18 protein-coding genes, 1 tRNA gene and 3 rRNA genes are annotated in these 24,838 nt (G+C 56.6%); 6 read left to right on the top strand and 16 right to left on the bottom strand.

All coding sequences use genetic code 11. The features are described from left to right. Positions 1-161 precede the first annotated feature (161 nt). Positions 162-992 carry a glyoxylate bypass operon transcriptional repressor IclR gene (gene iclR, locus GQR96_RS01240; RefSeq protein ID WP_004206826.1) on the top strand — a complete coding sequence of 277 codons (831 nt, stop codon included), beginning with the start codon at positions 162-164 and terminating at the stop codon, positions 990-992. Between the two features lie 52 nt (positions 993-1,044). On the opposite strand, the gene aceK is transcribed toward iclR, so the two are convergent. The 4 genes from aceK to metA all read right to left on the bottom strand — a co-directional run bounded on the left by aceK (position 1,045) and on the right by metA (position 7,107). Next, positions 1,045-2,829 (bottom strand): bifunctional isocitrate dehydrogenase kinase/phosphatase, encoded by a 1,785-nt coding sequence (aceK, locus tag GQR96_RS01235; RefSeq protein WP_004206827.1) that lies wholly within the window; start codon positions 2,827-2,829, stop codon positions 1,045-1,047. A gap of 102 nt (positions 2,830-2,931) precedes the next feature. Next, a complete protein-coding gene (gene aceA / locus GQR96_RS01230) occupies positions 2,932-4,236 on the bottom strand; it encodes an isocitrate lyase (protein WP_004206828.1) in 1,305 nt (434 codons plus the stop codon). Between the two features lie 79 nt (positions 4,237-4,315). Next, complete coding sequence (aceB, locus tag GQR96_RS01225) at positions 4,316-5,917, bottom strand: malate synthase A (protein WP_032456808.1); 1,602 nt, start codon at positions 5,915-5,917, stop codon at positions 4,316-4,318. Positions 5,918-6,177: 260 nt separating this feature from the next. Then, positions 6,178-7,107, bottom strand: coding sequence for a homoserine O-acetyltransferase MetA (gene metA / locus GQR96_RS01220; protein ID WP_004206830.1), 930 nt, complete (start codon positions 7,105-7,107; stop codon positions 6,178-6,180). Between the two features lie 156 nt (positions 7,108-7,263). On the opposite strand from metA, the gene GQR96_RS01215 reads away from it, so the two are divergent. Next, positions 7,264-7,719: an acetyltransferase gene (locus GQR96_RS01215; RefSeq protein ID WP_004206832.1), complete on the top strand. Its 456-nt coding sequence runs from the start codon at positions 7,264-7,266 to the stop codon at positions 7,717-7,719. Positions 7,720-7,910: 191 nt separating this feature from the next. On the opposite strand, the gene rrf is transcribed toward GQR96_RS01215, so the two are convergent. The 4 genes from rrf to GQR96_RS01195 all read right to left on the bottom strand — a co-directional run bounded on the left by rrf (position 7,911) and on the right by GQR96_RS01195 (position 12,916). Beyond that, a 5S ribosomal RNA gene (gene rrf / locus GQR96_RS01210) occupies positions 7,911-8,026 on the bottom strand. 94 nt (positions 8,027-8,120) lie between these two features. Beyond that, positions 8,121-11,022 (bottom strand): 23S ribosomal RNA (locus GQR96_RS01205). Positions 11,023-11,215: 193 nt separating this feature from the next. Continuing rightward, a tRNA-Glu gene (locus GQR96_RS01200) sits at positions 11,216-11,291 on the bottom strand. A gap of 85 nt (positions 11,292-11,376) precedes the next feature. Beyond that, a 16S ribosomal RNA gene (locus tag GQR96_RS01195) occupies positions 11,377-12,916 on the bottom strand. Together the 16S, 23S and 5S rRNA genes with 1 tRNA gene alongside form the textbook arrangement of a ribosomal RNA operon. Positions 12,917-13,543: 627 nt before the next feature. Here GQR96_RS01195 and purH point away from each other — a divergent pair. Together purH and purD are read left to right on the top strand one after the other, a co-directional pair. Continuing rightward, positions 13,544-15,133, top strand: coding sequence for a bifunctional phosphoribosylaminoimidazolecarboxamide formyltransferase/IMP cyclohydrolase (gene purH / locus GQR96_RS01190; protein ID WP_004206735.1), 1,590 nt, complete (start codon positions 13,544-13,546; stop codon positions 15,131-15,133). A gap of 15 nt (positions 15,134-15,148) precedes the next feature. Further along, positions 15,149-16,444: a phosphoribosylamine--glycine ligase gene (purD, locus tag GQR96_RS01185; protein ID WP_004206736.1), complete on the top strand. Its 1,296-nt coding sequence runs from the start codon at positions 15,149-15,151 to the stop codon at positions 16,442-16,444. Here the strand turns inward: purD and zraR are convergent. Both zraR and zraS read right to left on the bottom strand, forming a co-directional pair. Beyond that, positions 16,434-17,765, bottom strand: a complete 1,332-nt coding sequence (gene zraR, locus GQR96_RS01180) for a sigma-54-dependent response regulator transcription factor ZraR (RefSeq protein WP_004206737.1) — start codon at positions 17,763-17,765, stop codon at positions 16,434-16,436. The genes purD and zraR overlap by 11 nt on opposite strands. Continuing rightward, the gene (gene zraS, locus GQR96_RS01175) at positions 17,752-19,146 is read right to left on the bottom strand and encodes a two-component system sensor histidine kinase ZraS (protein ID WP_065905285.1); all 1,395 of its coding nucleotides are present in this window, start codon (positions 19,144-19,146) and stop codon (positions 17,752-17,754) included. Before zraS ends, zraR begins: the two co-directional genes overlap by 14 nt. A gap of 259 nt (positions 19,147-19,405) precedes the next feature. On the opposite strand from zraS, the gene zraP reads away from it, so the two are divergent. Then, entirely contained in the window at positions 19,406-19,843 is a 438-nt protein-coding gene (zraP, locus tag GQR96_RS01170) for a zinc resistance sensor/chaperone ZraP (protein WP_017901120.1), read from the top strand. Between the two features lie 3 nt (positions 19,844-19,846). Here the strand turns inward: zraP and GQR96_RS01165 are convergent, their stop codons facing one another. The 6 genes from GQR96_RS01165 to nudC form a co-directional block, all read right to left on the bottom strand. Next, positions 19,847-20,542 (bottom strand): DUF1481 domain-containing protein, encoded by a 696-nt coding sequence (locus GQR96_RS01165; RefSeq protein ID WP_023319466.1) that lies wholly within the window; start codon positions 20,540-20,542, stop codon positions 19,847-19,849. A gap of 12 nt (positions 20,543-20,554) precedes the next feature. After that, on the bottom strand, positions 20,555-20,827 hold the full coding sequence (gene hupA / locus GQR96_RS01160; RefSeq protein WP_002884342.1) for a nucleoid-associated protein HU-alpha: 273 nt from the start codon (positions 20,825-20,827) through the stop codon (positions 20,555-20,557). A gap of 186 nt (positions 20,828-21,013) precedes the next feature. Further along, a complete protein-coding gene (locus tag GQR96_RS01155) occupies positions 21,014-21,604 on the bottom strand; it encodes a YjaG family protein (RefSeq protein ID WP_004206742.1) in 591 nt (196 codons plus the stop codon). A gap of 42 nt (positions 21,605-21,646) precedes the next feature. Next, positions 21,647-22,318, bottom strand: coding sequence for a deoxyribonuclease V (nfi, locus tag GQR96_RS01150; protein ID WP_004206743.1), 672 nt, complete (start codon positions 22,316-22,318; stop codon positions 21,647-21,649). A 12-nt stretch (positions 22,319-22,330) separates the two neighbouring features. After that, the gene (hemE, locus tag GQR96_RS01145) at positions 22,331-23,395 is read right to left on the bottom strand and encodes a uroporphyrinogen decarboxylase (RefSeq protein WP_017901118.1); all 1,065 of its coding nucleotides are present in this window, start codon (positions 23,393-23,395) and stop codon (positions 22,331-22,333) included. A gap of 40 nt (positions 23,396-23,435) precedes the next feature. Next, positions 23,436-24,209, bottom strand: a complete 774-nt coding sequence (gene nudC, locus GQR96_RS01140; protein ID WP_004206745.1) for an NAD(+) diphosphatase — start codon at positions 24,207-24,209, stop codon at positions 23,436-23,438. A 93-nt stretch (positions 24,210-24,302) separates the two neighbouring features. On the opposite strand from nudC, the gene GQR96_RS01135 reads away from it, so the two are divergent. Continuing rightward, a complete protein-coding gene (locus tag GQR96_RS01135; RefSeq protein WP_004206746.1) occupies positions 24,303-24,800 on the top strand; it encodes an Rsd/AlgQ family anti-sigma factor in 498 nt (165 codons plus the stop codon). Positions 24,801-24,838: the final 38 nt, after the last annotated feature.

Here is a 24,838-nt window from a genome sequence, read left to right as displayed (position 1 = left end):
TAGCCAACAAACCATACTGGCATAAACCACCGGAGCGGAAAAGACAACAACGGGCAATATGAGACATGTTCAGCTTCACTCCTCCGATGAGTCCGGTAGTGATTGCATTATCGCCAAATAAAACGAAAATTATTTCCACGATACAGAAAAAGGAGTCCGCGATGGCCACTACCCCCGTTCCCGCGAAACGCGGCAGAAAACCCGCGGCTGCCACCGCCCAGCAGGCTGGCGGTCAGGTTCAGTCGCTGACCCGCGGCCTGAAATTGCTCGAATGGATTGCCGAATCCCACAGCAGCGTCGCGCTGACCGAGCTGGCGCAGCAGGCGGGTCTGCCTAACTCAACCACTCACCGCCTGCTGACCACCATGCAGCAGCTGGGTTTCGTCCGCCAGGTCGGCGAGCTGGGCCACTGGGCCGTCGGCGCGCATGCCTTCGTGGTCGGTAGCAGCTTTCTGCAAAGCCGCAATCTGCTGGCGATTGTCCACCCGATCCTGCGCCAGCTGATGGAAGATTCCGGTGAAACGGTGAATCTGGCAGTGCTTGACCAGAGCGACCACCAGGCGATCATTATCGACCAGGTGCAGTGCACCCAGCTGATGCGGATGTCGGCGCCGATCGGCGGAAAACTGCCGATGCACGCCTCCGGCGCCGGGAAGGCGTTTCTCTCGCAGCTGAGCGAAGAGCAGGTTACCAGCCTCCTGCACCGTAAAGGGCTACATGCCTATACGCATGCCACGCTGGTCTCGCCGCTGCATCTGAAGGAAGATTTAGCGCAGACCCGCAAGCGGGGCTACTCGTTCGACGACGAGGAGCACGCGCTCGGCCTCCGCTGCGTCGCCGCCTGCATTTATGATGAACACCGCGAACCGTTCGCGGCAATCTCCATCTCCGGCCCCATCTCACGCATGACCGATGACCGGGTGACCGAGCTGGGCGCGCTGGTCATTAAGGCCGCGAAAGAGGTCACGCTGGCATACGGCGGGGTTAAATAAAAAAAAATGCCCCACCGGGGCATTTTAAGTAGGCCTGATAAGCGTAGCGCCATCAGGCAGATCGGCGCACCTTGCCGGATGGCGGCGTAAACGCCTTATCCGGCCTACTGTCGGCGCCATAGCGCACGCTAAAACGCTGCTTGCGCCGGTAGGCGTAGACATCTTCCACATGGCCGTTTTTAATCCGCGTCTGCAGTTCGCGCCAGTAGTCGGCGCGCAGCAGGTCGGCATGCATCTCCTCAAACAGCGGCCCAATGCGCGGGTCGGCACACAGCCAGTGGCGGAACTCCTCCGGGAACACATCCCCCGGCGAGACGCTGTACCACGGCTCGCTGGCCAGTTCATCCTCGGGATAGCGCGGCGGTGGGATCTGGCGAAAATTCACTTCCGTCATATAGCAGATTTCGTCATAGTCGTAGAACACCACCCGGCCGTGGCGGGTGACGCCGAAGTTTTTAAACAGCATATCACCGGGAAAGATGTTGGCGGCGGCCAGCTGGCGGATAGCATTCCCATACTCTTCTACCGCATCGCGTAGCGCCTGGCCGTTAACCTGCTCCAGCCACAGGTTGAGCGGCACCATTCGCCGTTCAATATACAGATGACTGATGACAATCCGGTCGCCGAGGTCGGTCAGTTTGTTCCCCGCCTCCGCCTGCAGCAGCGCCAGCAGCGCCGGCGCGATTTGTCGTTTCTCCAGCACGAAATTTTCAAACTCCTGCGTGTCCGCCATCCGCCCGACGCGGTCATGCTCCTTTACCAGCTGATAGCAGGCGCGCACGTGGGCGGCGGTCATCTCTTTCTGCGGCGCGAAGCGGTCTTTGATCACCTTAAACACCCGGTCAAACCCCGGCAGGGTAAACACCAGCATCACCATCCCGCGAATGCCCGGCGCCTCAATAAACTGCTCATCGCAGCGAGCGATGTAGTGCAGATATTCACGATAGCTTTCGGTTTTAGCGTGCTTCTGGCAGCCAATCGCCATATACAGCTCGGCCGTGGTTTTCCCCGGCAGGATCTCGCGCAGCCATTCCACCAGGGCGCCGGGCAGTGGCGCATAAACCATAAAATAGGAACGCGCGAAGCCAAACACGATGCTCGCTTCGGCATGGGTGGTCAGGCAGGTATCGACAAACAGCTCGCCCTCGTCGCTGCGATGGATCGGCAGCAAAAAGGGCAGCGTGGTCATCGGCATCACCAGTTTGCCCACCAGCCAGGCGGCTTTATTACGATAGAACAGCTCATTGGCGACCTGCAGATGACAGGTGGCGAGCAGTTCCTCCCCCAGCGCCTCCTGCAGACTGGCAATGATATAGCCGATATCCCGCGCTTTATTTTGCCACGGCAGCCGCAGCGGCAGATCGGACAGCACTTTACCCAGCAGGTGCGGCCAGCCGCGATCGGCAAAAAAATCTTTCGCCAGCGGTCGCGGAAGGGTGCGAAAAGGACGCTCGGGCTGCGAGCTGAAAATAAAGAGCCGCTCGGGGGTCAGCGAGCGGTGGTCAAACAGGCGGCAGTAGACCGAATTGAAAAAGCTCTCGGCAATTTCAAAACGAGGGTAATCCGGCAGCAAACGGGTGTAGTGGGCTTTCACCCGCAGCAAAAAGTCGGCATCCGTGCTCTTTCCTTCCGTGATGCAGCGCAGCTGCTCCACCACCAGACCCACATGGTGGTCATAGAGGTGGATCCGCTGTTTCATCGCCTGCTGCACCGCATGCCAGTCGGCCTGTTCAAAGCGCTGCTGCGCGCCGGAAGTCACTTCGAGAAAACGCCCATACTGAGCGTCAAATCCCTGCAATATCGTTTGGGCAATCAGTAATTCCAGACCACGCGTCATCGAACTCCCCCATCCGGCACCACGTCAGGCCGGATGGCGCGCTCGCTTATCCGGCCTGGATCCCTTCACAGGCCCGGTTAGCGTCGTGCCACCGGGCATGGCTCAAAACTGATCTTCTTCGGTCGAGCCGGTCAGCGCCGTCACCGACGAGGCACCGCCCTGGATAATGGTGGTGACCTTGTCGAAGTAGCCGGTACCCACCTCCTGCTGATGCGAGACGAAGGTATAGCCTTCCGGCCCGGCGGCGAATTCCGGCTGCTGCACTTTTTCAACATAATGGCGCATCCCCTCACCCTGAGCGTAAGCATGGGCGAGGTCGAACATGTTGAACCACATGCTGTGGATCCCGGCGAGGGTAATAAACTGGTACTTGTATCCCATGTCCGACAGCTGCTGCTGGAAGCTGGCGATGGTTTTATCATCGAGATTTTTCTTCCAGTTAAACGACGGCGAGCAGTTATAGGCCAGCAGTTTGCCCGGGAAACGCGCATGAATGGCTTCAGCAAAGCGACGCGCCTGCTCAAGATCCGGTTTCGACGTTTCACACCACACCAGGTCCGCATACGGCGCATAGGCCAGCCCGCGGCTGATCGCCTGCTCGATCCCGGCGTGGGTGCGGAAGAACCCTTCGCTGGTGCGATCCCCGGTAATAAACTCACGATCGTACGGATCGCAGTCTGAGGTAATTAAATCGGCAGCGTCAGCATCGGTACGGGCGATCACCAGCGTCGGGACCCCCATCACGTCAGCCGCCAGACGCGCCGCCACCAGTTTCTGTATCGCTTCCTGGGTCGGGACCAGCACTTTACCGCCCATATGACCGCACTTCTTCACCGACGCCAGCTGATCTTCGAAGTGAACAGCCGCTGCACCGGCTTCAATCATCGATTTCATCAGCTCGAAGGCATTAAGGACGCCGCCAAAACCGGCTTCCGCATCCGCCACGATCGGCAGGAAATAGTCGATAAAGCGCGGATCGTTCGGCTCGATGCCGGCTGACCACTGGATCTGATCGGCGCGGCGGAAGGTATTGTTGATCCGATCCACCACCGCCGGTACCGAGTTGGCCGGGTACAGCGATTGATCCGGGTACATGCTGGACGCCAGGTTAGCATCCGCCGCCACCTGCCAGCCGGAGAGATAAATGGCTTCGATGCCGGCCTTCGCCTGCTGCAAGGCCTGGCCGCCGGTCAGCGCGCCAAGGCTGTTGATGTATCCTTTCTTCGCTTCACCGTGCAGCAGACGCCACATTTTCGCCGCGCCAAGCTGCGCCAGCGTGCATTCCGGGTTCACCGAGCCGCGTAATTTCACCACCTCTTCCGCGCTGTACGGGCGGGTAATCCCTTCCCAGCGCGGGTTCGTCCACTCTTTGTTTAATTCTTCGATTTGTTGGGTACGGGTTTTCATGTGCAGATGCTCCATATAATTTCCTGGCTCTCCAGGCGCATTGGTGAAGGACTAAATGGCGAACCACACCATCTGGCGATTAGGCCAGCAGGCGGTAGCCCGGTAATGTCAGAAAATCAATCAGTTCGTCGGAGGTGGTAATCTGCTCCATCAGCCGCGCCGCATCGTCAAAGCGGCCATGGCTGAAGCGGTGCTCTCCCAGCTCTTCCTGAATCACCATCAGCTCTTCCGCCAGCCACTGGCGGAACAGCGCTTTTGTGACCGGCGTGCCGTCATTCAGGGTTTTCTGATGATGGATCCACTGCCAGATAGAGGTGCGCGAGATCTCGGCTGTCGCGGCGTCTTCCATCAGGCCATAAATCGGTACGCAGCCGTTGCCGGAGATCCAGGCTTCGATGTACTGCACCGCCACGCGAATGTTGGCGCGCATCCCGGCTTCGGTGCGCTCGCCCTCGCAGGGGGCCAGCAGCTGTTCGGCGGTAATGGGCGCGTCCTCGCTACGGGTCACCGAGAGCTGATTCGGCTTGTCGCCGAGCACGCGGTTAAACACCGCCATGGCGGTATCCGCCAGCCCAGGATGGGCGATCCAGGTGCCATCGTGACCGTTGTTCGCCTCCAGCTCTTTGTCGGCGGTGACTTTATTCAGCACCTGACGGTTACGCTCGACATCTTTGCTCGGGATAAAGGCCGCCATCCCGCCCATCGCAAACGCCCCGCGTTTGTGGCAGGTCTTAATCAACAACCGTGAGTAGGCGCTAAGGAAGGGTTTATCCATCGTCACCACCTGGCGGTCCGGCAGTACGCGGTCCGGATGGTTTTTCAGCGTCTTGATATAGCTGAAGATATAGTCCCAGCGGCCGCAGTTCAGGCCGACAATATGGTCGCGAAGCGCATGCAGGATCTCATCCATCTGGAATACCGCCGGCAGTGTTTCAATCAGCAGCGTGGCCTTGATGGTGCCGCGCGGCAAATCAAAGCGATCTTCAGTAAAGCTGAAGACATCGTTCCACCATGCCGCCTCTTGCCAGGCCTGGGTTTTTGGCAGATAGAAGTAGGGACCACTTCCTTTCGCCAGCAGCGCCTGGTAGTTATGAAAGAAATAGAGCGCAAAATCGAAAAGACTGCCGGGGATGGCCTCATTACGCCAGGTCACATGCTTTTCCGGCAGATGCAGACCGCGCACACGGCATACCAGCACAGCGGGATTGGGCTGCAGTTGATAGATTTTGCCAGCCTCATTGGTGTAGCTGATGGTCCCGTTCACGGCATCGCGTAGGTTGATTTGACCATCAATGACTTTACGCCAGTCAGGCGCCAGCGAATCCTCAAAGTCCGCCATAAAGACTTTTACGTTAGCGTTCAACGCGTTAATGACCATCTTGCGCTCGACGGGGCCGGTAATTTCAACGCGGCGATCCTGTAAATCCGCCGGGATACCACGAATGGTCCAGTCGCTATTTCTAATGGAAGCAGTTTCCGAAATAAAATCCGGCAGCTGTCCATCGTCAATAGCCTGCTGCTGCTGCAGACGCGCGGCCAGCAGTTTATTGCGCGCCGGCGTAAAGCGGCTCACCAGTTCCGTCAGAAATTCTACCGCCTCAGGCGTTAAGATCTGCTTCTCCTGCTCGCCATAGGGCTGACTAAAGGCCAGTTCATCGGTGATTGTCGCCTGCTGCGTCATTGTGCTGCTCCTCTTGGTTGATCCGCTGGAAGCGAGCGAAAGATCGTTGTGCAGTTTTCGCTCAGCACAATTAAGACTACTCAATTAATTTTCAAAATCAAAAACAATTTCCATTTTAATTTCAAAATTACATTAACATATTGATAACAATGAAATTAAAGTTATCATCAGCTCTGAGGTGAATTTCGGAAATAAAAAAGGCACCCGAAGGTGCCAGAGGCAAAGTGCTGAAACGCTTTAGGATCGTTTCGTGCGGAGTATTACTCCAGCGTTGGATTCATATGCCGCAGATCGTATGGTGTAATTTGGTAGACGTAATAGTTCAGCCAGTTAGCGAACAGCAGATTACCGTGGCTGCGCCAGGTAGCGCGCGGTTTGTTCTGCGGGTCGTTTTGCGGAAAATAGTTGTGGGGAACCTCAGGGTTCAAACCGGCTTCCACATCGCGGAAATATTCACTTGCCAGGGTATTGGCATCGTACTCGGGGTGGCCGGTGACGAAGGCGATACGCTTATCTTTACTGGCGAACAGATACGCATCGCCCTCTTCTGTCTCCGCGAGGATCTCGAGATCGGTATAGTCACGGATAAGCCCTGCCGGAAAGTCAGCATAGCGTGAGTGTGGGGCGAGGAAAGAGTCGTCGAAACCGCGGGTCAGTAAGGCGTGTGGGTGTAGAATATGGTGTTCATAGACGCCAGAAATCTTTTCGGCGCGGGTTTGCTTGGGAATGCCGTACAGAATATTCAGCGCGGCCTGCACCGCCCAACAGACGAACAGCGTCGAAGTGACGTGATCCTTGGCCCACTCCAGCACCTGTTTGATCTGCGGCCAGTAAGCGACATCATTAAATTCAACCAGGCCTAAAGGAGCGCCGGTGACGATCAGGCCGTCAAAGTTCTGATCGCAGATCTCATCGAAATTGCAGTAAAAGTTATTCAGATGCTCCGCCGGCGTATTACGTGACTCACGTGCATCGATACGTAATAACTGGATGTCCACCTGCAGCGGAGAGTTCGACAGCAGACGCAGGAACTGATTCTCCGTCTCGATTTTCTTCGGCATCAGGTTGAGGATTAACACCTTCAGGGGGCGGATTTCCTGAGTTGTTGCACGCGTTGTCGTCATTACAAAGACGTTTTCATTGCGCAAGAAATTGACGGCTGGTAGCTCGTCCTGCACCCGAATTGGCATAACTCTATTACCTCATAGCATACGTATAAACGTTTAGACATCCAGATAGCTGAAGATAACCAGGAATCGGGTGAATGTCGAGTCTGCATGTTCACGGTGAGAAAATTTCACGGCGCGCATTGAGTTAGAATATAAGAATGAAGAAAAGGAGAAAATATGGTTATTAGCATCCGCCGTTCCCGGCCTGATGAAGGGGATAAACTGATTGCGATCTGGTGTCGGTCGGTCGACGCCACCCACGACTTTCTGTCAAAAGCGTATCGAAAGGAGCTGGAGGAGATGGTACGCGCATTTTTACCGGAGGCTCCGCTGTGGGTGGCGGTTAACACGGAGGACCAGCCGATCGCCTTTATGCTACTGACCGGAGATCATATGGATGCGCTGTTCGTCGATCCAGATGTCCGCGGCTGCGGCGTGGGGAGATTGCTGATTGAGCATGCGCTGTCGTTAACGCCGAAGCTGACGACAAACGTAAATGAGCAGAATGAACAAGCGGTCGGGTTTTATCAGAGAATGGGTTTTAGGGTGACAGGGCGCTCTGAAACGGACGATCTGGGGCAACCGTATCCGTTATTGAATTTGATACATGAGCAGCAGGCTGAAGCAGACTAAGATTGACGTCGCAACTGCTAACCCTTGGACAGGAGCCTCCCGCGGAGGCGGTGCTGCGCACCTTGTCCGGGCTACGGATCGTGTAGCCCAGGTAAGCGCAGCGCCACCGGGGGGGCATGCCGGCACCCTTCCCGGATGGCACAAACGCAAAAAAGCTCAGCCTTCCGACTGAGCTTTCTGCTTTATTTGATGCCTGGCAGTTCCCTACTCTCACATGGGGAGACCCCACACTACCATCGGCGCTACGGCGTTTCACTTCTGAGTTCGGCATGGGGTCAGGTGGGACCACCGCGCTAGTGCCGCCAGGCAAATTCTGTTTTATCAACACGTCCTGCGGACGCATCGACTAATCTGTATCAGCTGAAAATCTTCTCAAACCGCCAAAACATCTTCGGCGTTGTAAGGTTAAGCCTCACGGTTCATTAGTACCGGTTAGCTCAACGCATCGCTGCGCTTACACACCCGGCCTATCAACGTCGTCGTCTTCAACGTTCCTTCAGGAGACTTAAAGTCTCAGGGAGAACTCATCTCGGGGCAAGTTTCGTGCTTAGATGCTTTCAGCACTTATCTCTTCCGCATTTAGCTACCGGGCAGTGCCATTGGCATGACAACCCGAACACCAGTGATGCGTCCACTCCGGTCCTCTCGTACTAGGAGCAGCCCCCCTCAATTCTCCAGCGCCCACGGCAGATAGGGACCGAACTGTCTCACGACGTTCTAAACCCAGCTCGCGTACCACTTTAAATGGCGAACAGCCATACCCTTGGGACCTACTTCAGCCCCAGGATGTGATGAGCCGACATCGAGGTGCCAAACACCGCCGTCGATATGAACTCTTGGGCGGTATCAGCCTGTTATCCCCGGAGTACCTTTTATCCGTTGAGCGATGGCCCTTCCATTCAGAACCACCGGATCACTAAGACCTGCTTTCGCACCTGCTCGAGCCGTCACTCTCGCAGTCAAGCTAGCTTATGCCTTTGCACTAACCTCCTGATGTCCGACCAGGATTAGCTAACCTTCGTGCTCCTCCGTTACTCTTTGGGAGGAGACCGCCCCAGTCAAACTACCCACCAGACACTGTCCGCAACCCGGATTACGGGCCCACGTTAGAACACCAGCCATTAAAGGGTGGTATTTCAAGGATGGCTCCATGCAGACTGGCGTCCACACTTCAAAGCCTCCCACCTATCCTACACATCAAGGACCAGTGTTCAGTGTCAAGCTATAGTAAAGGTTCACGGGGTCTTTCCGTCTTGCCGCGGGTACACTGCATCTTCACAGCGAGTTCAATTTCACTGAGTCTCGGGTGGAGACAGCCTGGCCATCATTACGCCATTCGTGCAGGTCGGAACTTACCCGACAAGGAATTTCGCTACCTTAGGACCGTTATAGTTACGGCCGCCGTTTACCGGGGCTTCGATCAAGAGCTTCTCCTTACGGATAACCCCATCAATTAACCTTCCGGCACCGGGCAGGCGTCACACCGTATACGTCCACTTTCGTGTTTGCACAGTGCTGTGTTTTTAATAAACAGTTGCAGCCAGCTGGTATCTTCGACTGGTCTCAGCTCCACCCGCAGGGGCTTCACCTACACACCAGCGTGCCTTCTCCCGAAGTTACGGCACCATTTTGCCTAGTTCCTTCACCCGAGTTCTCTCAAGCGCCTTGGTATTCTCTACCTGACCACCTGTGTCGGTTTGGGGTACGATTTGATGTTACCTGATGCTTAGAGGCTTTTCCTGGAAGCAGGGCATTTGTTACTTCAGCACCGTAGTGCCTCGTCATCACACCTCAGCCTTGATTATCCGGATTTGCCTGGATAATCAGCCTACATGCTTAAACCGGGACAACCGTCGCCCGGCTAACATAGCCTTCTCCGTCCCCCCTTCGCAGTAACACCAAGTACAGGAATATTAACCTGTTTCCCATCGACTACGCCTTTCGGCCTCGCCTTAGGGGTCGACTCACCCTGCCCCGATTAACGTTGGACAGGAACCCTTGGTCTTCCGGCGAGCGGGCTTTTCACCCGCTTTATCGTTACTTATGTCAGCATTCGCACTTCTGATACCTCCAGCAACCCTCACAGGTCACCTTCGCAGGCTTACAGAACGCTCCCCTACCCAACAACACATAGTGTCGCTGCCGCAGCTTCGGTGCATGGTTTAGCCCCGTTACATCTTCCGCGCAGGCCGACTCGACCAGTGAGCTATTACGCTTTCTTTAAATGATGGCTGCTTCTAAGCCAACATCCTGGCTGTCTGTGCCTTCCCACATCGTTTCCCACTTAACCATGACTTTGGGACCTTAGCTGGCGGTCTGGGTTGTTTCCCTCTTCACGACGGACGTTAGCACCCGCCGTGTGTCTCCCGTGATAACATTCTTCGGTATTCGTAGTTTGCATCGGGTTGGTAAGTCGGGATGACCCCCTAGCCGAAACAGTGCTCTACCCCCGAAGATGAGTTCACGAGGCGCTACCTAAATAGCTTTCGGGGAGAACCAGCTATCTCCCGGTTTGATTGGCCTTTCACCCCCAGCCACAAGTCATCCGCTAATTTTTCAACATTAGTCGGTTCGGTCCTCCAGTTAGTGTTACCCAACCTTCAACCTGCCCATGGCTAGATCACCGGGTTTCGGGTCTATACCCTGCAACTTAACGCCCAGTTAAGACTCGGTTTCCCTGCGGCTCCCCTATACGGTTAACCTTGCTACAGAATATAAGTCGCTGACCCATTATACAAAAGGTACGCAGTCACACCCGAAGGTGCTCCCACTGCTTGTACGTACACGGTTTCAGGTTCTTTTTCACTCCCCTCGCCGGGGTTCTTTTCGCCTTTCCCTCACGGTACTGGTTCACTATCGGTCAGTCAGGAGTATTTAGCCTTGGAGGATGGTCCCCCCATATTCAGACAGGATACCACGTGTCCCGCCCTACTCATCGAGCTCACAGCATGTGCATTTTTGTGTACGGGGCTGTCACCCTGTATCGCGCGCCTTTCCAGACGCTTCCACTAACACACACACTGATTCAGGCTCTGGGCTCCTCCCCGTTCGCTCGCCGCTACTGGGGGAATCTCGGTTGATTTCTTTTCCTCGGGGTACTTAGATGTTTCAGTTCCCCCGGTTCGCCTCATTAACCTATGGATTCAGTTAATGATAGTGTGTCGAAACACACTGGGTTTCCCCATTCGGAAATCGCCGGTTATAACGGTTCATATCACCTCACCGACGCTTATCGCAGATTAGCACGTCCTTCATCGCCTCTGACTGCCAGGGCATCCACCGTGTACGCTTAGTCGCTTAACCTCACAACCCGAAGATGTTTCTTGCGATCCATCATCGTGTTGCGAAAATTTGAGAGACTCACGAACAACTCTCGTTGTTCAGTGTTTCAATTTTCAGCTTGATCCAGATTTTTAAAGAGCAAATATCTCAAACATCACCCGAAGATGAGTTTTGAGATATTAAGGCAGGTGACTTTCACTCACAAACCAGCAAGTGGCGTCCCCTAGGGGATTCGAACCCCTGTTACCGCCGTGAAAGGGCGGTGTCCTGGGCCTCTAGACGAAGGGGACGTATCAGTCTGCTTCGCAAGACGCCTTGCTTTTCACTTTCTATCAGACAATCTGTGTGAGCACTTCAAAGTACGCTTCTTTAAGGTAAGGAGGTGATCCAACCGCAGGTTCCCCTACGGTTACCTTGTTACGACTTCACCCCAGTCATGAATCACAAAGTGGTAAGCGCCCTCCCGAAGGTTAAGCTACCTACTTCTTTTGCAACCCACTCCCATGGTGTGACGGGCGGTGTGTACAAGGCCCGGGAACGTATTCACCGTAGCATTCTGATCTACGATTACTAGCGATTCCGACTTCATGGAGTCGAGTTGCAGACTCCAATCCGGACTACGACATACTTTATGAGGTCCGCTTGCTCTCGCGAGGTCGCTTCTCTTTGTATATGCCATTGTAGCACGTGTGTAGCCCTGGTCGTAAGGGCCATGATGACTTGACGTCATCCCCACCTTCCTCCAGTTTATCACTGGCAGTCTCCTTTGAGTTCCCGGCCGAACCGCTGGCAACAAAGGATAAGGGTTGCGCTCGTTGCGGGACTTAACCCAACATTTCACAACACGAGCTGACGACAGCCATGCAGCACCTGTCTCACAGTTCCCGAAGGCACCAAGCCATCTCTGGCAAGTTCTGTGGATGTCAAGACCAGGTAAGGTTCTTCGCGTTGCATCGAATTAAACCACATGCTCCACCGCTTGTGCGGGCCCCCGTCAATTCATTTGAGTTTTAACCTTGCGGCCGTACTCCCCAGGCGGTCGATTTAACGCGTTAGCTCCGGAAGCCACGCCTCAAGGGCACAACCTCCAAATCGACATCGTTTACGGCGTGGACTACCAGGGTATCTAATCCTGTTTGCTCCCCACGCTTTCGCACCTGAGCGTCAGTCTTTGTCCAGGGGGCCGCCTTCGCCACCGGTATTCCTCCAGATCTCTACGCATTTCACCGCTACACCTGGAATTCTACCCCCCTCTACAAGACTCTAGCCTGCCAGTTTCGAATGCAGTTCCCAGGTTGAGCCCGGGGATTTCACATCCGACTTGACAGACCGCCTGCGTGCGCTTTACGCCCAGTAATTCCGATTAACGCTTGCACCCTCCGTATTACCGCGGCTGCTGGCACGGAGTTAGCCGGTGCTTCTTCTGCGGGTAACGTCAATCGACAAGGTTATTAACCTTATCGCCTTCCTCCCCGCTGAAAGTACTTTACAACCCGAAGGCCTTCTTCATACACGCGGCATGGCTGCATCAGGCTTGCGCCCATTGTGCAATATTCCCCACTGCTGCCTCCCGTAGGAGTCTGGACCGTGTCTCAGTTCCAGTGTGGCTGGTCATCCTCTCAGACCAGCTAGGGATCGTCGCCTAGGTGAGCCGTTACCCCACCTACTAGCTAATCCCATCTGGGCACATCTGATGGCATGAGGCCCGAAGGTCCCCCACTTTGGTCTTGCGACGTTATGCGGTATTAGCTACCGTTTCCAGTAGTTATCCCCCTCCATCAGGCAGTTTCCCAGACATTACTCACCCGTCCGCCGCTCGTCACCCGAGAGCAAGCTCTCTGTGCTACCGCTCGACTTGCATGTGTTAGGCCTGCCGCCAGCGTTCAATCTGAGCCATGATCAAACTCTTCAATTTAAGTTTGATGCTCAAAGAATTAAACTTCGTAATGAATTACGTGTTCACTCTTGAGACTTGGTATTCATTTATTGTCCGAAGACATTAAGAATCCATGTCACTTTGAGTGCCCACACAGATTGTCTGATAAATTGTTAAAGAGCAGTTGCGACGCGCTTTAGCGCTCTGTCGCGAGGTGGCGTATATTACGCTTTCCTCTTTCAGAGTCAACCCGTTTTTCAGGATTTTTCTCTTCAACCGAACCGGCTGTTTGTGTGAAGTGATTCACATCTGCCGTGTCGATGGAGGCGCATTATAGGGAGTTCTCGAGCGCCCGCAATAGAAAAATGGCAGAAAAATGACTGACTGCTGCATTCCCCAGCAAAACCCCGCTTTATACCCCTTTACACACAGAATTATCCACAGGAGAGCGTCAAACCAGGACCGAAAGCGCCGCGGATCGGCAGCTATATAGAAGGAGAACCATCGGCCTAAAGAGAAAGATAAAAATTCGCGAGCGTTGCGCAAACGTTTTCGTTACAATGCCGCGCTATGACACGGATGCCCGGTTGGGTGCGTTAGGTGAGTTTTTAGGCAAAAACTCACCTAACGCTCTCTGTAATGTTCAAATCCTGGGGATTTAATACCATGCAACAACGTCGTCCAGTCCGCCGCGCTCTGCTCAGTGTTTCTGACAAGGCCGGTATCGTCGAATTCGCGCAGGCGCTTTCCGCCCGTGGTGTCGAGCTGCTGTCCACTGGCGGCACCGCTCGCCTGCTGGCAGATAAAGGCCTGCCGGTAACCGAAGTCTCTGACTACACCGGTTTCCCGGAAATGATGGATGGACGCGTGAAAACCCTGCATCCGAAAGTACACGGCGGCATCCTCGGCCGTCGCGGTCAGGATGACGGCATCATGCAGCAGCACGGGATCGCGCCTATCGATATGGTGGTCGTTAACCTCTATCCGTTTGCCCAGACCGTCGCTCGCGAAGGATGCTCGCTGGAAGACGCGGTGGAAAACATCGATATCGGCGGCCCGACCATGGTCCGCTCCGCGGCGAAAAACCACAAAGACGTCGCCATCGTGGTGAAGAGCAGCGACTACACAGCCATCATTAATGAGATGGATGCCAACGAAGGCTCCCTGACGCTGGACACCCGCTTCGACCTCGCCATTAAAGCCTTCGAACACACCGCCGCGTATGACAGCATGATTGCCAACTACTTCGGCAGCATGGTTCCGGCCTATCACGGCGAAAGCAAAGAAGCCGCTGGCCGCTTCCCACGCACCCTGAATCTGAACTTCATTAAGAAGCAGGATATGCGCTACGGCGAAAACAGCCACCAGCAGGCTGCCTTCTATATAGAAGAGAATGTCAAAGAAGCTTCCGTGGCAACCGCTACCCAGCTGCAGGGCAAAGCGCTCTCCTATAACAACATTGCCGATACCGATGCGGCGCTGGAGTGCGTGAAAGAGTTCAACGAACCGGCCTGCGTGATCGTTAAGCACGCTAACCCATGCGGCGTTGCCGTTAGCGACTCGATCCTCGACGCCTACGATCGCGCATACAAAACCGACCCGACCTCCGCGTTCGGCGGCATCATCGCCTTCAACCGCGAACTGGATGCCGACACCGCGCAGGCGATCATCTCTCGCCAGTTTGTCGAGGTGATCATCGCCCCGTCCGCCAGCGAAGAAGCGCTGAAAATCACTGCCGCGAAGCAGAACGTCCGCGTACTGACCTGCGGTCAGTGGGATGCGCGCGTTGCCGGTCTCGATTTCAAACGCGTTAACGGTGGTCTGCTGGTTCAGGACCGCGATCTCGGTATGGTCACCGCGGGTGAACTGCGCGTGGTCAGCAAACGTCAGCCGAGCGAGCAAGAGCTGCGCGATGCGCTGTTCTGCTGGAAAGTGGCGAAATTCGTCAAATCCAACGCCATCGTGTATGCCAAAGACAATATGACCATCGGCATAGGTGCCGGCCAGATGAGCCGCGTCTACTCGGCGAAAATCGCCGGGATTAAAGCCGGTGACGAAGGTCTGGAAGTGAAAGGCTCCGCCATGGCCTCTGACGCCTTCTTCCCATTCCGCGACGGGATTGACGCCGCGGCAGCGGTCGGCATCACCTGCGTTATTCAGCCGGGCGGCTCTATCCGCGACGACGAAGTGATTGCCGCCGCTGACGAACACGGCATCGCCATGATTTTCACCGACATGCGCCACTTCCGCCATTAATTCATGGAGCAGCAGATGAAAGTATTAGTAATCGGCAACGGCGGGCGCGAACACGCCCTGGCCTGGAAAGCGGCCCAATCGCCGCTGGTTGATACCGTCTACGTCGCGCCGGGCAACGCCGGTACCGCGCTGGAGCCGTCGCTGCAAAACGTCGCCATCGGCGTTACCGATATTCCGGCGCTGCTTCGCTTCGCCCAGGATGAAAATATCGACCTGACCATCGTTGGCCCGGAAGCGCCGTTGGTCATTGGCGTGGTTGACGCGTTTCGTGCCGCCGGGCTGGCCATCTTCGGGCCAACCGAAGGCGCTGCGCAGCTGGAAGGTTCGAAGGCCTTCACCAAAGATTTCCTTGCTCGTCATCATATCCCGACGGCGGAATATCAGAACTTCACCGACGTTGAGCCAGCGCTGGCTTATCTGCGCGAGAAAGGCGCGCCGATCGTCATCAAAGCCGACGGTCTGGCGGCGGGTAAAGGCGTTATCGTGGCGATGACCCTCGAGGAAGCCGAAGCGGCGGTCAAAGACATGCTGGCCGGTAACGCTTTCGGCGACGCCGGACACCGCATCGTCATTGAAGAGTTCCTCGATGGCGAAGAGGCCAGCTTTATTGTGATGGTCGACGGCGAGCACGTCCTGCCGATGGCCACCAGCCAGGATCACAAACGCGTCGGCAACGGCGATACCGGCCCGAATACCGGTGGGATGGGCGCTTATTCTCCGGCGCCGGTCGTGACTGATGAAGTCCATCAGCGCACCATGGAGCGGATTATCTGGCCAACCGTGAAGGGCATGGCCGCGGAAGGCAACACCTATACCGGTTTCCTGTATGCCGGTCTGATGATCGACAAGCAGGGCAACCCGAAGGTCATTGAGTTCAACTGCCGCTTTGGCGATCCGGAAACCCAGCCGATCATGCTGCGCATGAAATCCGACCTGGTAGAGCTGTGCCTCGCCGCCTGCGCGGGCAAGCTGGATGAGAAAACCTCCGAGTGGGATGACCGCGCGTCGCTGGGCGTGGTGGTTGCCGCCGGCGGCTATCCGGGCAACTACAACACGGGCGATGAGATCCATGGTCTGCCGCAGCAGGAAGCGGCAGACGGTAAAGTCTTCCACGCCGGCACGAAACTGTCTGACGACCAGCGCGTGGTCACCAACGGCGGTCGCGTACTGTGCGTCACCGCCCTGGGCGATACCGTAGCGCAGGCGCAGCAGCGCGCCTATCAGCTGCTGACCGACATTCGCTGGGACGGTAGCTTTAGCCGTAGCGATATCGGCTGGCGCGCCATCGAACGTGAAAAGGCTAACGGCTAAGTTTCGCCAGCAGCGTTTTCCGCGTAATGCCTAACTGACGGGCGGCTTCGGTTTTGTTGCCGCCCGTTTTTTCCAGCGCCGCCAGAATCACCTCTTTCTCCACTTCCACTAACGGCTGAATTCCCCCCTCCTCGCTCCCGCCTGATGGCAGCGGCGTACCGGCGATCGCCAGCGGCAGTTCTCGCTCAGAGATATAGTTTCCGGTCAGTAGCACCACCGCCCGCTCCACCGCGTTTTCCAGCTCGCGAATATTGCCCGGCCAGGGGTAGTGGATCAGCAGGTCCATCGCCTGTGGCGTGAACCCCTTTACCGCCTTACGATTGCGTTCGGCATAGCGTTTGAGAAAGTGCTGCGCCAGCTGCGGAATATCTTCCCGGCGCCGGCGCAGCGGCGGCATCTCAATAGTCACGACGTTCAGGCGGTAATAGAGATCCTGGCGAAAACGCCCGGCGCTGACCTCTTCGGCGAGGTTGCGGTGGGTGGCGGCGATCAGCCGCACATCAACGGCAAGCGTCTGGTTGCTGCCGACACGCTGCACCTCCCGCTCCTGAATCGCCCGCAGTAGCCGGACCTGCATCAATGGCGAGATATCGCCAATTTCATCGAGGAACAGCGTGCCGCCATCCGCTTCGACAAAGCGCCCCTCACGTCGCCGCTCCGCGCCGGTAAACGCCCCTTTTTCATGGCCGAAGAGTTCCGACTCCAGCAGCGACTCATTCAGCGCCGCACAGTTGAGCGTCACCAGCGACTTATCACCGCGCCCGCTGCAGGCGTGGATGGCGCGCGCCACCAGTTCCTTACCGGTTCCCGACTCCCCATGGATCAGCACCGTCGCGTCCGAAGGGGCTACCAGCGTAATTTCGTTAAGAAGCGCCTGCATCGCCGGGCTGTCGCCAATCATGCCCCACCGTAGATCCGTCGCAACGCTGGGGTCGCCCTCGCTATGACGGGTGTGTGCCAGTGCCTGGACTAACGTCTGCTGTAACGTGTCAAAATCCAGCGGTTTAATCAGATAATCCAGCGCCCCGGACTTAATGGCCTCCACCGCCGTATCGACGCTGGAGAACGCCGTCATGATCAGCACCGGGATCGCCGGGTTATAGGCTTTTATCTCTTTTAACGTTGCGATACCGTCCAGCTCCGCCATGCGAATATCGCACAGTACCAGGTCGAAAACCTGATGATGGATCTGCTCCAGCGCCTGCCGGCCGTTGTGGGCTAATGCCACCTGATAGCCCCAGCCGCGCAGCAGCGCCTGCAAGATCGTGCAGTGGCTGATGTCATCATCGACAACCAGAATCTGTACCTTATCGCTGCTCATCTTCCCTCCGTTGAGCATCCAGCGGTAGCCAAAGCGTAAATATCGCTCCAGCCCCCGGCTGACTTTCGGCGCGGATCGTCCCGCCATGTTGTTCGATAATATTCTGCACCACCGCCAGCCCCAGCCCGGTGCCGTCCGCCTTGGTGGTAAAATAAGGAGTGAAGATGGCCTGTAGCTCTTCATCGCTCATCCCCTTACCGCTATCCTTAACGACTATTTTCATACGTCGCCGATCGGTTTCACTTGCCGATACGTGAATGACGCCGTCGCGGCCAATCGCCTGCATCGCGTTCAGGTACAGGTTCAACAGCACCTGGTTCAGGCGGTCGGCATCGGCGTTGATCGTGGAGAGCTCCGGGCGCGGCGTAAATTGCAGCGCGATCCCGCGACTCTGCGCATCCTGGCTAACCAACTGCAATGAGTGGTGGATAAGCGCGTTAATATCCACCGGCTGGTAATTTAAATGCGCGGGCCGGACCAGCTCCAGCAGCTCACTGACCACCCGATTGAGGCGGTCGGCCTCTTTGGCCATCACCTGCGCTAACTGATGCGACTCACCGCCCGGCGGCGTGCGCTCGGCAAAATATTTTGCCAGCCCTTTAATCGACGAGAGCGGATTGCGGATCTCGTGCGCCACGCCTGCCGCCAGATGGCCAAGCGCCAGCAGTTTCTCTTTGCGGGCCATCGCCTCCAGCAGTTGTTTCCGTGAGCGGCGATAGCGGCGGAACCAGAACTGGGCAAGGATCGTTGCCGCTGTCACCAACGCGGCGGCGCCCAGCATGATGGCCATATTCCGCTGCCCCCTGGCCTGCGCGGCATCCAGCTCGCGGCTATCAAAGGCGATAAAAATCACCTGCGGGATACTGGCTTGAGCCAGGGCGCTGTTGCCGCGATTCATCATGCCCATATGGTGGCCGCGGGCCGGATTGAGCGGGCGAAACTGGCGATAGATCTCCATGGCCGGCTGCGGCTCGCTAAGCCGCCGCCAGCGAGCCTGTTCGCCAACCGCCAGCGCACGCATCTGCGCGGGGCTGTAGAGCGTTTGACCCACCTGCTGCGGATCGCTGTGGGCGATGATGGCGCCATTGTCATCAGTCACCGCGAACCACAGGACGCCCGGCTGCCAGGCCATCTCTTCCAGCAGGGCCTGCAGCTGCGCGTGGTGCATCCGCATTCCCATGCCAACGCGCGTGCCGGACTCCAGCGCGCGGATCAGTACGCTCCCCTTCTCCTCGATAGTTTGTCGGGCGGCGGTCGTCTCACGACCGTAGTCGCGGACGATCATCGCGGAGAACAGCACCACCAGCAGCACTACCGTACCGGTCAGCAGCCAGCTCAGTGCGCCAGCGGCAGCGTCCCGGGAAAAAGGTTTGATCTTCATCGGCGAGTCCTTGTCATCTCCTTTTCGCTATCAGCAGGATCTTTCAGCAGAAATCATGCCATGTTTCCGCGCGGCCAAACCTGCTCTCAAACATATCGCCTGCGCTTTAGCGAGTAAAAATGACTCGCCGGTCCCGGGCGGAACGGGTCATTTTTACTCGCTCTTCTCTTTAACGGCCTCGGCAGGCCTGCACGGACGGGCTTTTTCAGGCTGGCATGAAAGATGCAATACCGAGAGAAACCACACAGGAGAAAATGCCATGAAACGGAACCGTACCTTACCTCTCGCCCTCGTTACCTTAGCCGCGCTGACCTTCGGCAGCAACACGGCCTGGGCCAACCACCACTGGGGCAACAATAACGGGATCGGCAACCAGGGCTACAGTCAGCTGACCCAGGAGCAGCAGGCTACCGCGCAAAAGCTGCATAACGATTACTATGAGCAAACCAGCGCCCTGCGTCAGCAGTTGCAGTCCAAACGCTATGAGTACAATGCGTTGCTCACGGCGCAAAAGCCGGACAGCGGCAAGATTGAAGCCGTCGCTCAGGAGATGGAAGGCTTACGCCAGAAGCTGGATCAGCAGCGGGTGAAATTAGATCTCGCCCTGGCTGAGGCTGGCGTTCCCCGCGGCGCAGGAATGGGATATGGCGGCTGTCGCGGTAGCGGCGGCGGTCATATGGGCATGAATCACTGGTAAAGGTTAGAAGCTTTTTTCCGTCGGCTGCCAGGTGCAGAAGTTTTCATTGGCCACCAGCAGCAGTTGAGAGCCTTCCGGCGCCTCCAGCCAGGCAATGCTCACCGCGGCGGAAGCGTGGCTCTGCCGACGTTCAATGTGCGCCAGAGCCCGACTATCGAGGTCGGGCGTGACCGTCTGCCCTTCACAGGTCAGCACGGTATGCGCGGCGGCGTTCCAGCGTCCCTGACGCAGGACGACCCGTCCCTGGCGGAGGGCGTCGCTGGTCTGGCGGATCTGCTCGGCGCGATAACGGTACAGCGCGACCTGGTCGCTGGAGAGTTGCTGCTTCTGCCCGTCAACTTCCCGCTGCATAAAGCTAAGATCGCCCTGCGCGTCGAAGCGGGCACGAATATGTTCCGGCGGCTTGCCGTAGACATTGAGTTCAATCAGCGTCAGCTGATCGCCCTGCCAGCGATATTCGCTGGTCGAGGTGTCCCCGTGACGCCACGGGCTGAAGGCGGCGAGAAGATGGACTTCATCGCCAGAATCTTTACGCCAGATACGCATCGCCCCCTGGTTGTCCGCATAACCGCTGGCGGTAAATGGTGGTAGCGACGCGTTATGGCTGCAGGCAGTCAGCAACAGGATGCCCGCCAGCGCCAGAGGCCGGCGCCAGACAGACAAAAGGGGCTTAATAGCCCCTTCGATAAAACTGTTCACTGCCACGCGGTCTTACTTAACTGCGTCTTTCAGTGCTTTGCCAGAAACAAATGCCGGCACGTTAGCTGCAGCGATTTTGATCTCTTTACCGGTCTGCGGGTTGCGGCCAGTACGCTCAGCGCGGTGGTTCACTTTGAAGGTACCGAAACCAACCAGTTGAACAGCATCACCTTCTTTCAGAGACTCAGTAATTGCAGCCAGGGTAGATTCCAGGGCAGCTTTAGCCTGTGCTTTGGACAGGTCAGCTTTGTCCGCAATTACATCAATCAGTTGAGTCTTGTTCATAAGTTATCCTTACAATGTGTTTATCGCTTGCTAAGCATCGAGTGCGACGGAAATGCCAAAAAAGCACCCTCCTGCATACACGCACCGATAGCCACTTTTTTTCGCCCTCCAAATGTAGACCAGACGGGGGGCGGAATGGAAGCCTTCAGACGCTACAATTCAGGCGGTAAATCACGTTTTCTGGTCTCACTGCTGAAAATTTATACCAATATTGCTCTCACCAGCCTCACGCAGGTCCGCGCGCAGGCCTTTTATCAGCTCAAGGTCACGCTCTTCGCAGTCGGCCAGCAGGCGGAAAATTTCCCACTGAATGTCCCATTCCTGCTCTACCGCCGGGTTCGCTTTCAGCTCTTCGTCGGTCATTTCGCGACCTTCCTGGGTCATTTCCAGCATCGCCACGGTGGTGATGGAGGTTTTGCTCACCTCGATCGCGTGCTCGAGCGTTTCGCCGCTCAGACGTGAATGGATCAGTTCGCTCAACGCCACGCAGGCGTCTATGGCCGGATAAACACCGTACAGGTCGAAATCATCTGCCGCCGGGATCGCCTCTTCCAGTTTCTCCAGCTGACTATCGAAATTCACCTTCGCATCTTTGACCGTCAGCGTTTCCCAGATCAGATCCAGGATACGACGGTACAGCTGGCCGTCGCCAAACTCGGTTTGCTTGCAGAACATCGCGTAGTTGGGGTACATACGCTCGCACAGGCAGGCCATAAAAGTGACATGCTGCCAGCTTTCCAGCTTCTCCAGGCGCAGGTGAATCGGGTTTTGTAACATGATGAATTCTCGAAGTCAGAAATTAGGCGCAGTGTACCTGAATCAGCTGTGATTTGCTTGCCAACGCACAAACGACGGACGGCGGGAAGCCACCGCATCGGCCCAGCGCGTCGGTTCGGGCAGACGATAGCCTCGCATGCAGCGTTCGACCCACATTAAAGCGCTGTCCATGCCTACCCGGTGGCCGGTGCTAATAAACAGCGGGTTGCAGCGCACTTTGCTGCGCCAGACCCAAGCCAGTTGCTCATTTTTATCCATCAGCGGGGCCAGCGCACCGGGCTCATCACCCAGGTCGCCGATTTTGCCGCACAGCCGTTTTTTCGCCACCCCGATGGTCGGCACGTCGATCATCAGGCCAAAATGGCTGGCGACGCCGAGCCGCCGGGGATGGGAGATACCGTGGCCGTCAACAAACAACAGGTCCGGTTTTTGCGAAAGCTGCTCCCACGCCGCCAGCAGCGCAGGGGTTTCGCGAAACGAGAGAAAGCCGGGAATATAGGGCATGGAAGTGGCGACGCGCGCCACCTGATACTCCACCAGCTCCAGTTCAGGCCAGGTCAGCAGCACCATCGCAGCCCGGGTGATCTCCCCTTCCTGCTCAAACCCGACATCCGCGCCGCCGATCAACGTCGGTGGGTCACGATCCAGTCGATCCGCGCGCTCTACCGACGCGGCTAACTGTTGCTGCTGGATACGGAGTGCGGCTAAATCCATATGGCTGATCTCCTACTGGTGATAGGGTGCGGAAAGACGATGCACCGCTTCAACAAAGACGCCCGCATGCTCAGGGTCAACGTCCTGATGGATGCCGTGGCCGAGGTTAAAGACGTGGCCTTCTCCCTGACCAAAGCCGGCGAGGATGGTCGCGACTTCTTCTTCAATACGCGCGGGGGGCGCATAGAGCATGGACGGATCCATGTTGCCCTGCAGCGCGACTTTGTCGCCCACGCGACGACGGGCATCGGCAATATCGGTGGTCCAGTCGAGACCCAGCGCGTCACAGCCGGTCTCCGCCATCGCTTCCAGCCACTGACCGCCGCCTTTGGTGAACAGGGTCACCGGCACGCGGCGGCCTTCGTTTTCCCGCAGCAGGCCATCGACGATTTTATGCATATAGTAGAGGGAAAACTGCTGATAGTCGCGACCGGTCAGCACCCCGCCCCAGGTGTCAAAAATCATTACTGACTGCGCGCCGGCTTTGATCTGCGCGTTGAGGTACAGGGTGACGCTCTTCGCCAGTTTATCCAGCAGCGCGTGTAGCGCCTGCGGTTCGGCGTACATCATCTTTTTGATGACGGTGAAAGCCTTACTGCTGCCACCTTCCACCATGTAGGTCGCCAGCGTCCATGGGCTACCGGAAAAACCGATCAGCGGCACTTCGCCTTTCAGTTCACGGCGAATGGTGCGCACGGCATTCATCACGTAGCCCAGTTCCTGCTCGGGATCCGGGACTGGCAGCTTGTCGACGTCGGCTTTGCTTTTCACCGGCGAGATGAAGCGCGGGCCTTCGCCTGCCTCAAAGTACAGCCCCAGTCCCATGGCGTCCGGGATGGTCAGGATGTCCGAAAAGAGGATCGCCGCGTCCAGCGGATAACGACGCAGCGGCTGGAGCGTCACTTCGCAGGCCAGCTCGGCATTTTTACACAGCGACATAAAGTCGCCCGCTTGCGCACGGGTGGCTTTGTACTCCGGTAAATAGCGGCCCGCCTGGCGCATCATCCACACCGGGGTGACATCAACCGGCTGACGCAGCAGCGCGCGCAGGTAACGATCGTTCTTCAGTTCGGTCATTTTTACATTCCTTTAGCGTTGATACGCCCAGTGTAACATGTCACTCGAACTCTGCCCGACACATCGCGACGGTATCTTCGATAAGCCGGCGCGCCACCGTACCTGGCGGCGGCAGAAGCGGCAGATCGTCGTAGCGGTACCAGTCCGCGCTGAGTAACTCTTTTTTATCCACCACGATATCGCCCTCTGCGTAATCCGCCATAAAGGCAGTCATCAGCGACTGGGGGAACGGCCATGGTTGAGAAGTCACGTAGCGCAGATTTTTCACCTTGATACCGCTCTCCTCCATCACCTCACGGGCGACCGCCTGCTCAAGGGTTTCGCCAACCTCGACGAACCCGGCCAGCACGGTGTGTACCCCATTGCGATGTCGGGTATGTTGCGCCAGCAGGATCGCATCGTCGCGACGGATAGCGACGATAATGCACGGGGCGATTTGCGGGTAGTAACGTTCACGGCAGTGGCTGCACAGCATCGCCCATTCACTTTTACTGGCATGCATCGGGTGGCCGCAGTAGCCGCAAAATTTATGCGATCGGTAAAATTCGGCAAGCTGGATCCCTCGCCCCGCCAGCTGGAATAGACCCGGATCCTGATCCAGCACCTGGCGTAACGATCCCATGTCATGGCGGCGATCCTGGCGCACCATCCAGACGGGCTCCCCCTGCCATTCGCCAATATGCAGCGCATGCTGGCCGACAAGATCGAAATTAACCGCTTCGCCATGTGGTAATTCTCCACCAGGCAACCATAATTTTTGTTCGTGACTGACAACCCACCAGCCGCGATCTAATTTTTCAATAATACGATCCATATCTATTGCACTACCTTTGCTTCACTGGCATGTTGTTAACATTATATTTACATTTTGGTGAGCAGATTTAAATCAAAACTAGCGGAGTCAATCATGCTAAACCAGCTGGAAAATCTGACGGAGCGCGTTGGCGGTAGTAATGAACTGGTCGATCGCTGGCTACAAGTGCGTAAGCATCTGCTCGTGGCTTACTACAATCTGGTTGGCCTGAAACCGGGCAAAGAGTCGTTTATGCGGCTAAACGAAAAGGCGCTGGATGACTTTTGCCAAAGTCTGGTGGATTACCTCTCGTCCGGTCATTTTAGTATTTATGAACGCATTATTGGCGAAATGGAAGGCGATACCCCACTTTTAGCCGCCACCCGGCTTTACCCGCAGCTGGAAGCCAATACCCAGCAGATGATGGACTACTACGATACCTGCCTCGAAAACGCCATTGATCATGATAACTACCTTGAATTTCAGCAGGCGCTGTCGGATATCGGCGAGTCGCTGGAAGCGCGTTTCGCCCTGGAAGATAAACTGATCGCCCTCGCCGTCGCCCATCACCTGAGCGATGAGGTGCGCGATAATATTGCCCCGACCGCTTGAGTTGTGCGCAATTAACGAGTAGTTTACCTTCATTCCCC

Origin of the sequence: Klebsiella sp. PCX (assembly GCF_021869705.1) — a bacterium.
In the GTDB taxonomy this organism is placed as follows: domain Bacteria; phylum Pseudomonadota; class Gammaproteobacteria; order Enterobacterales; family Enterobacteriaceae; genus Klebsiella; species Klebsiella quasipneumoniae.
This window is presented reverse-complemented; position numbering and strand designations above follow the sequence as displayed.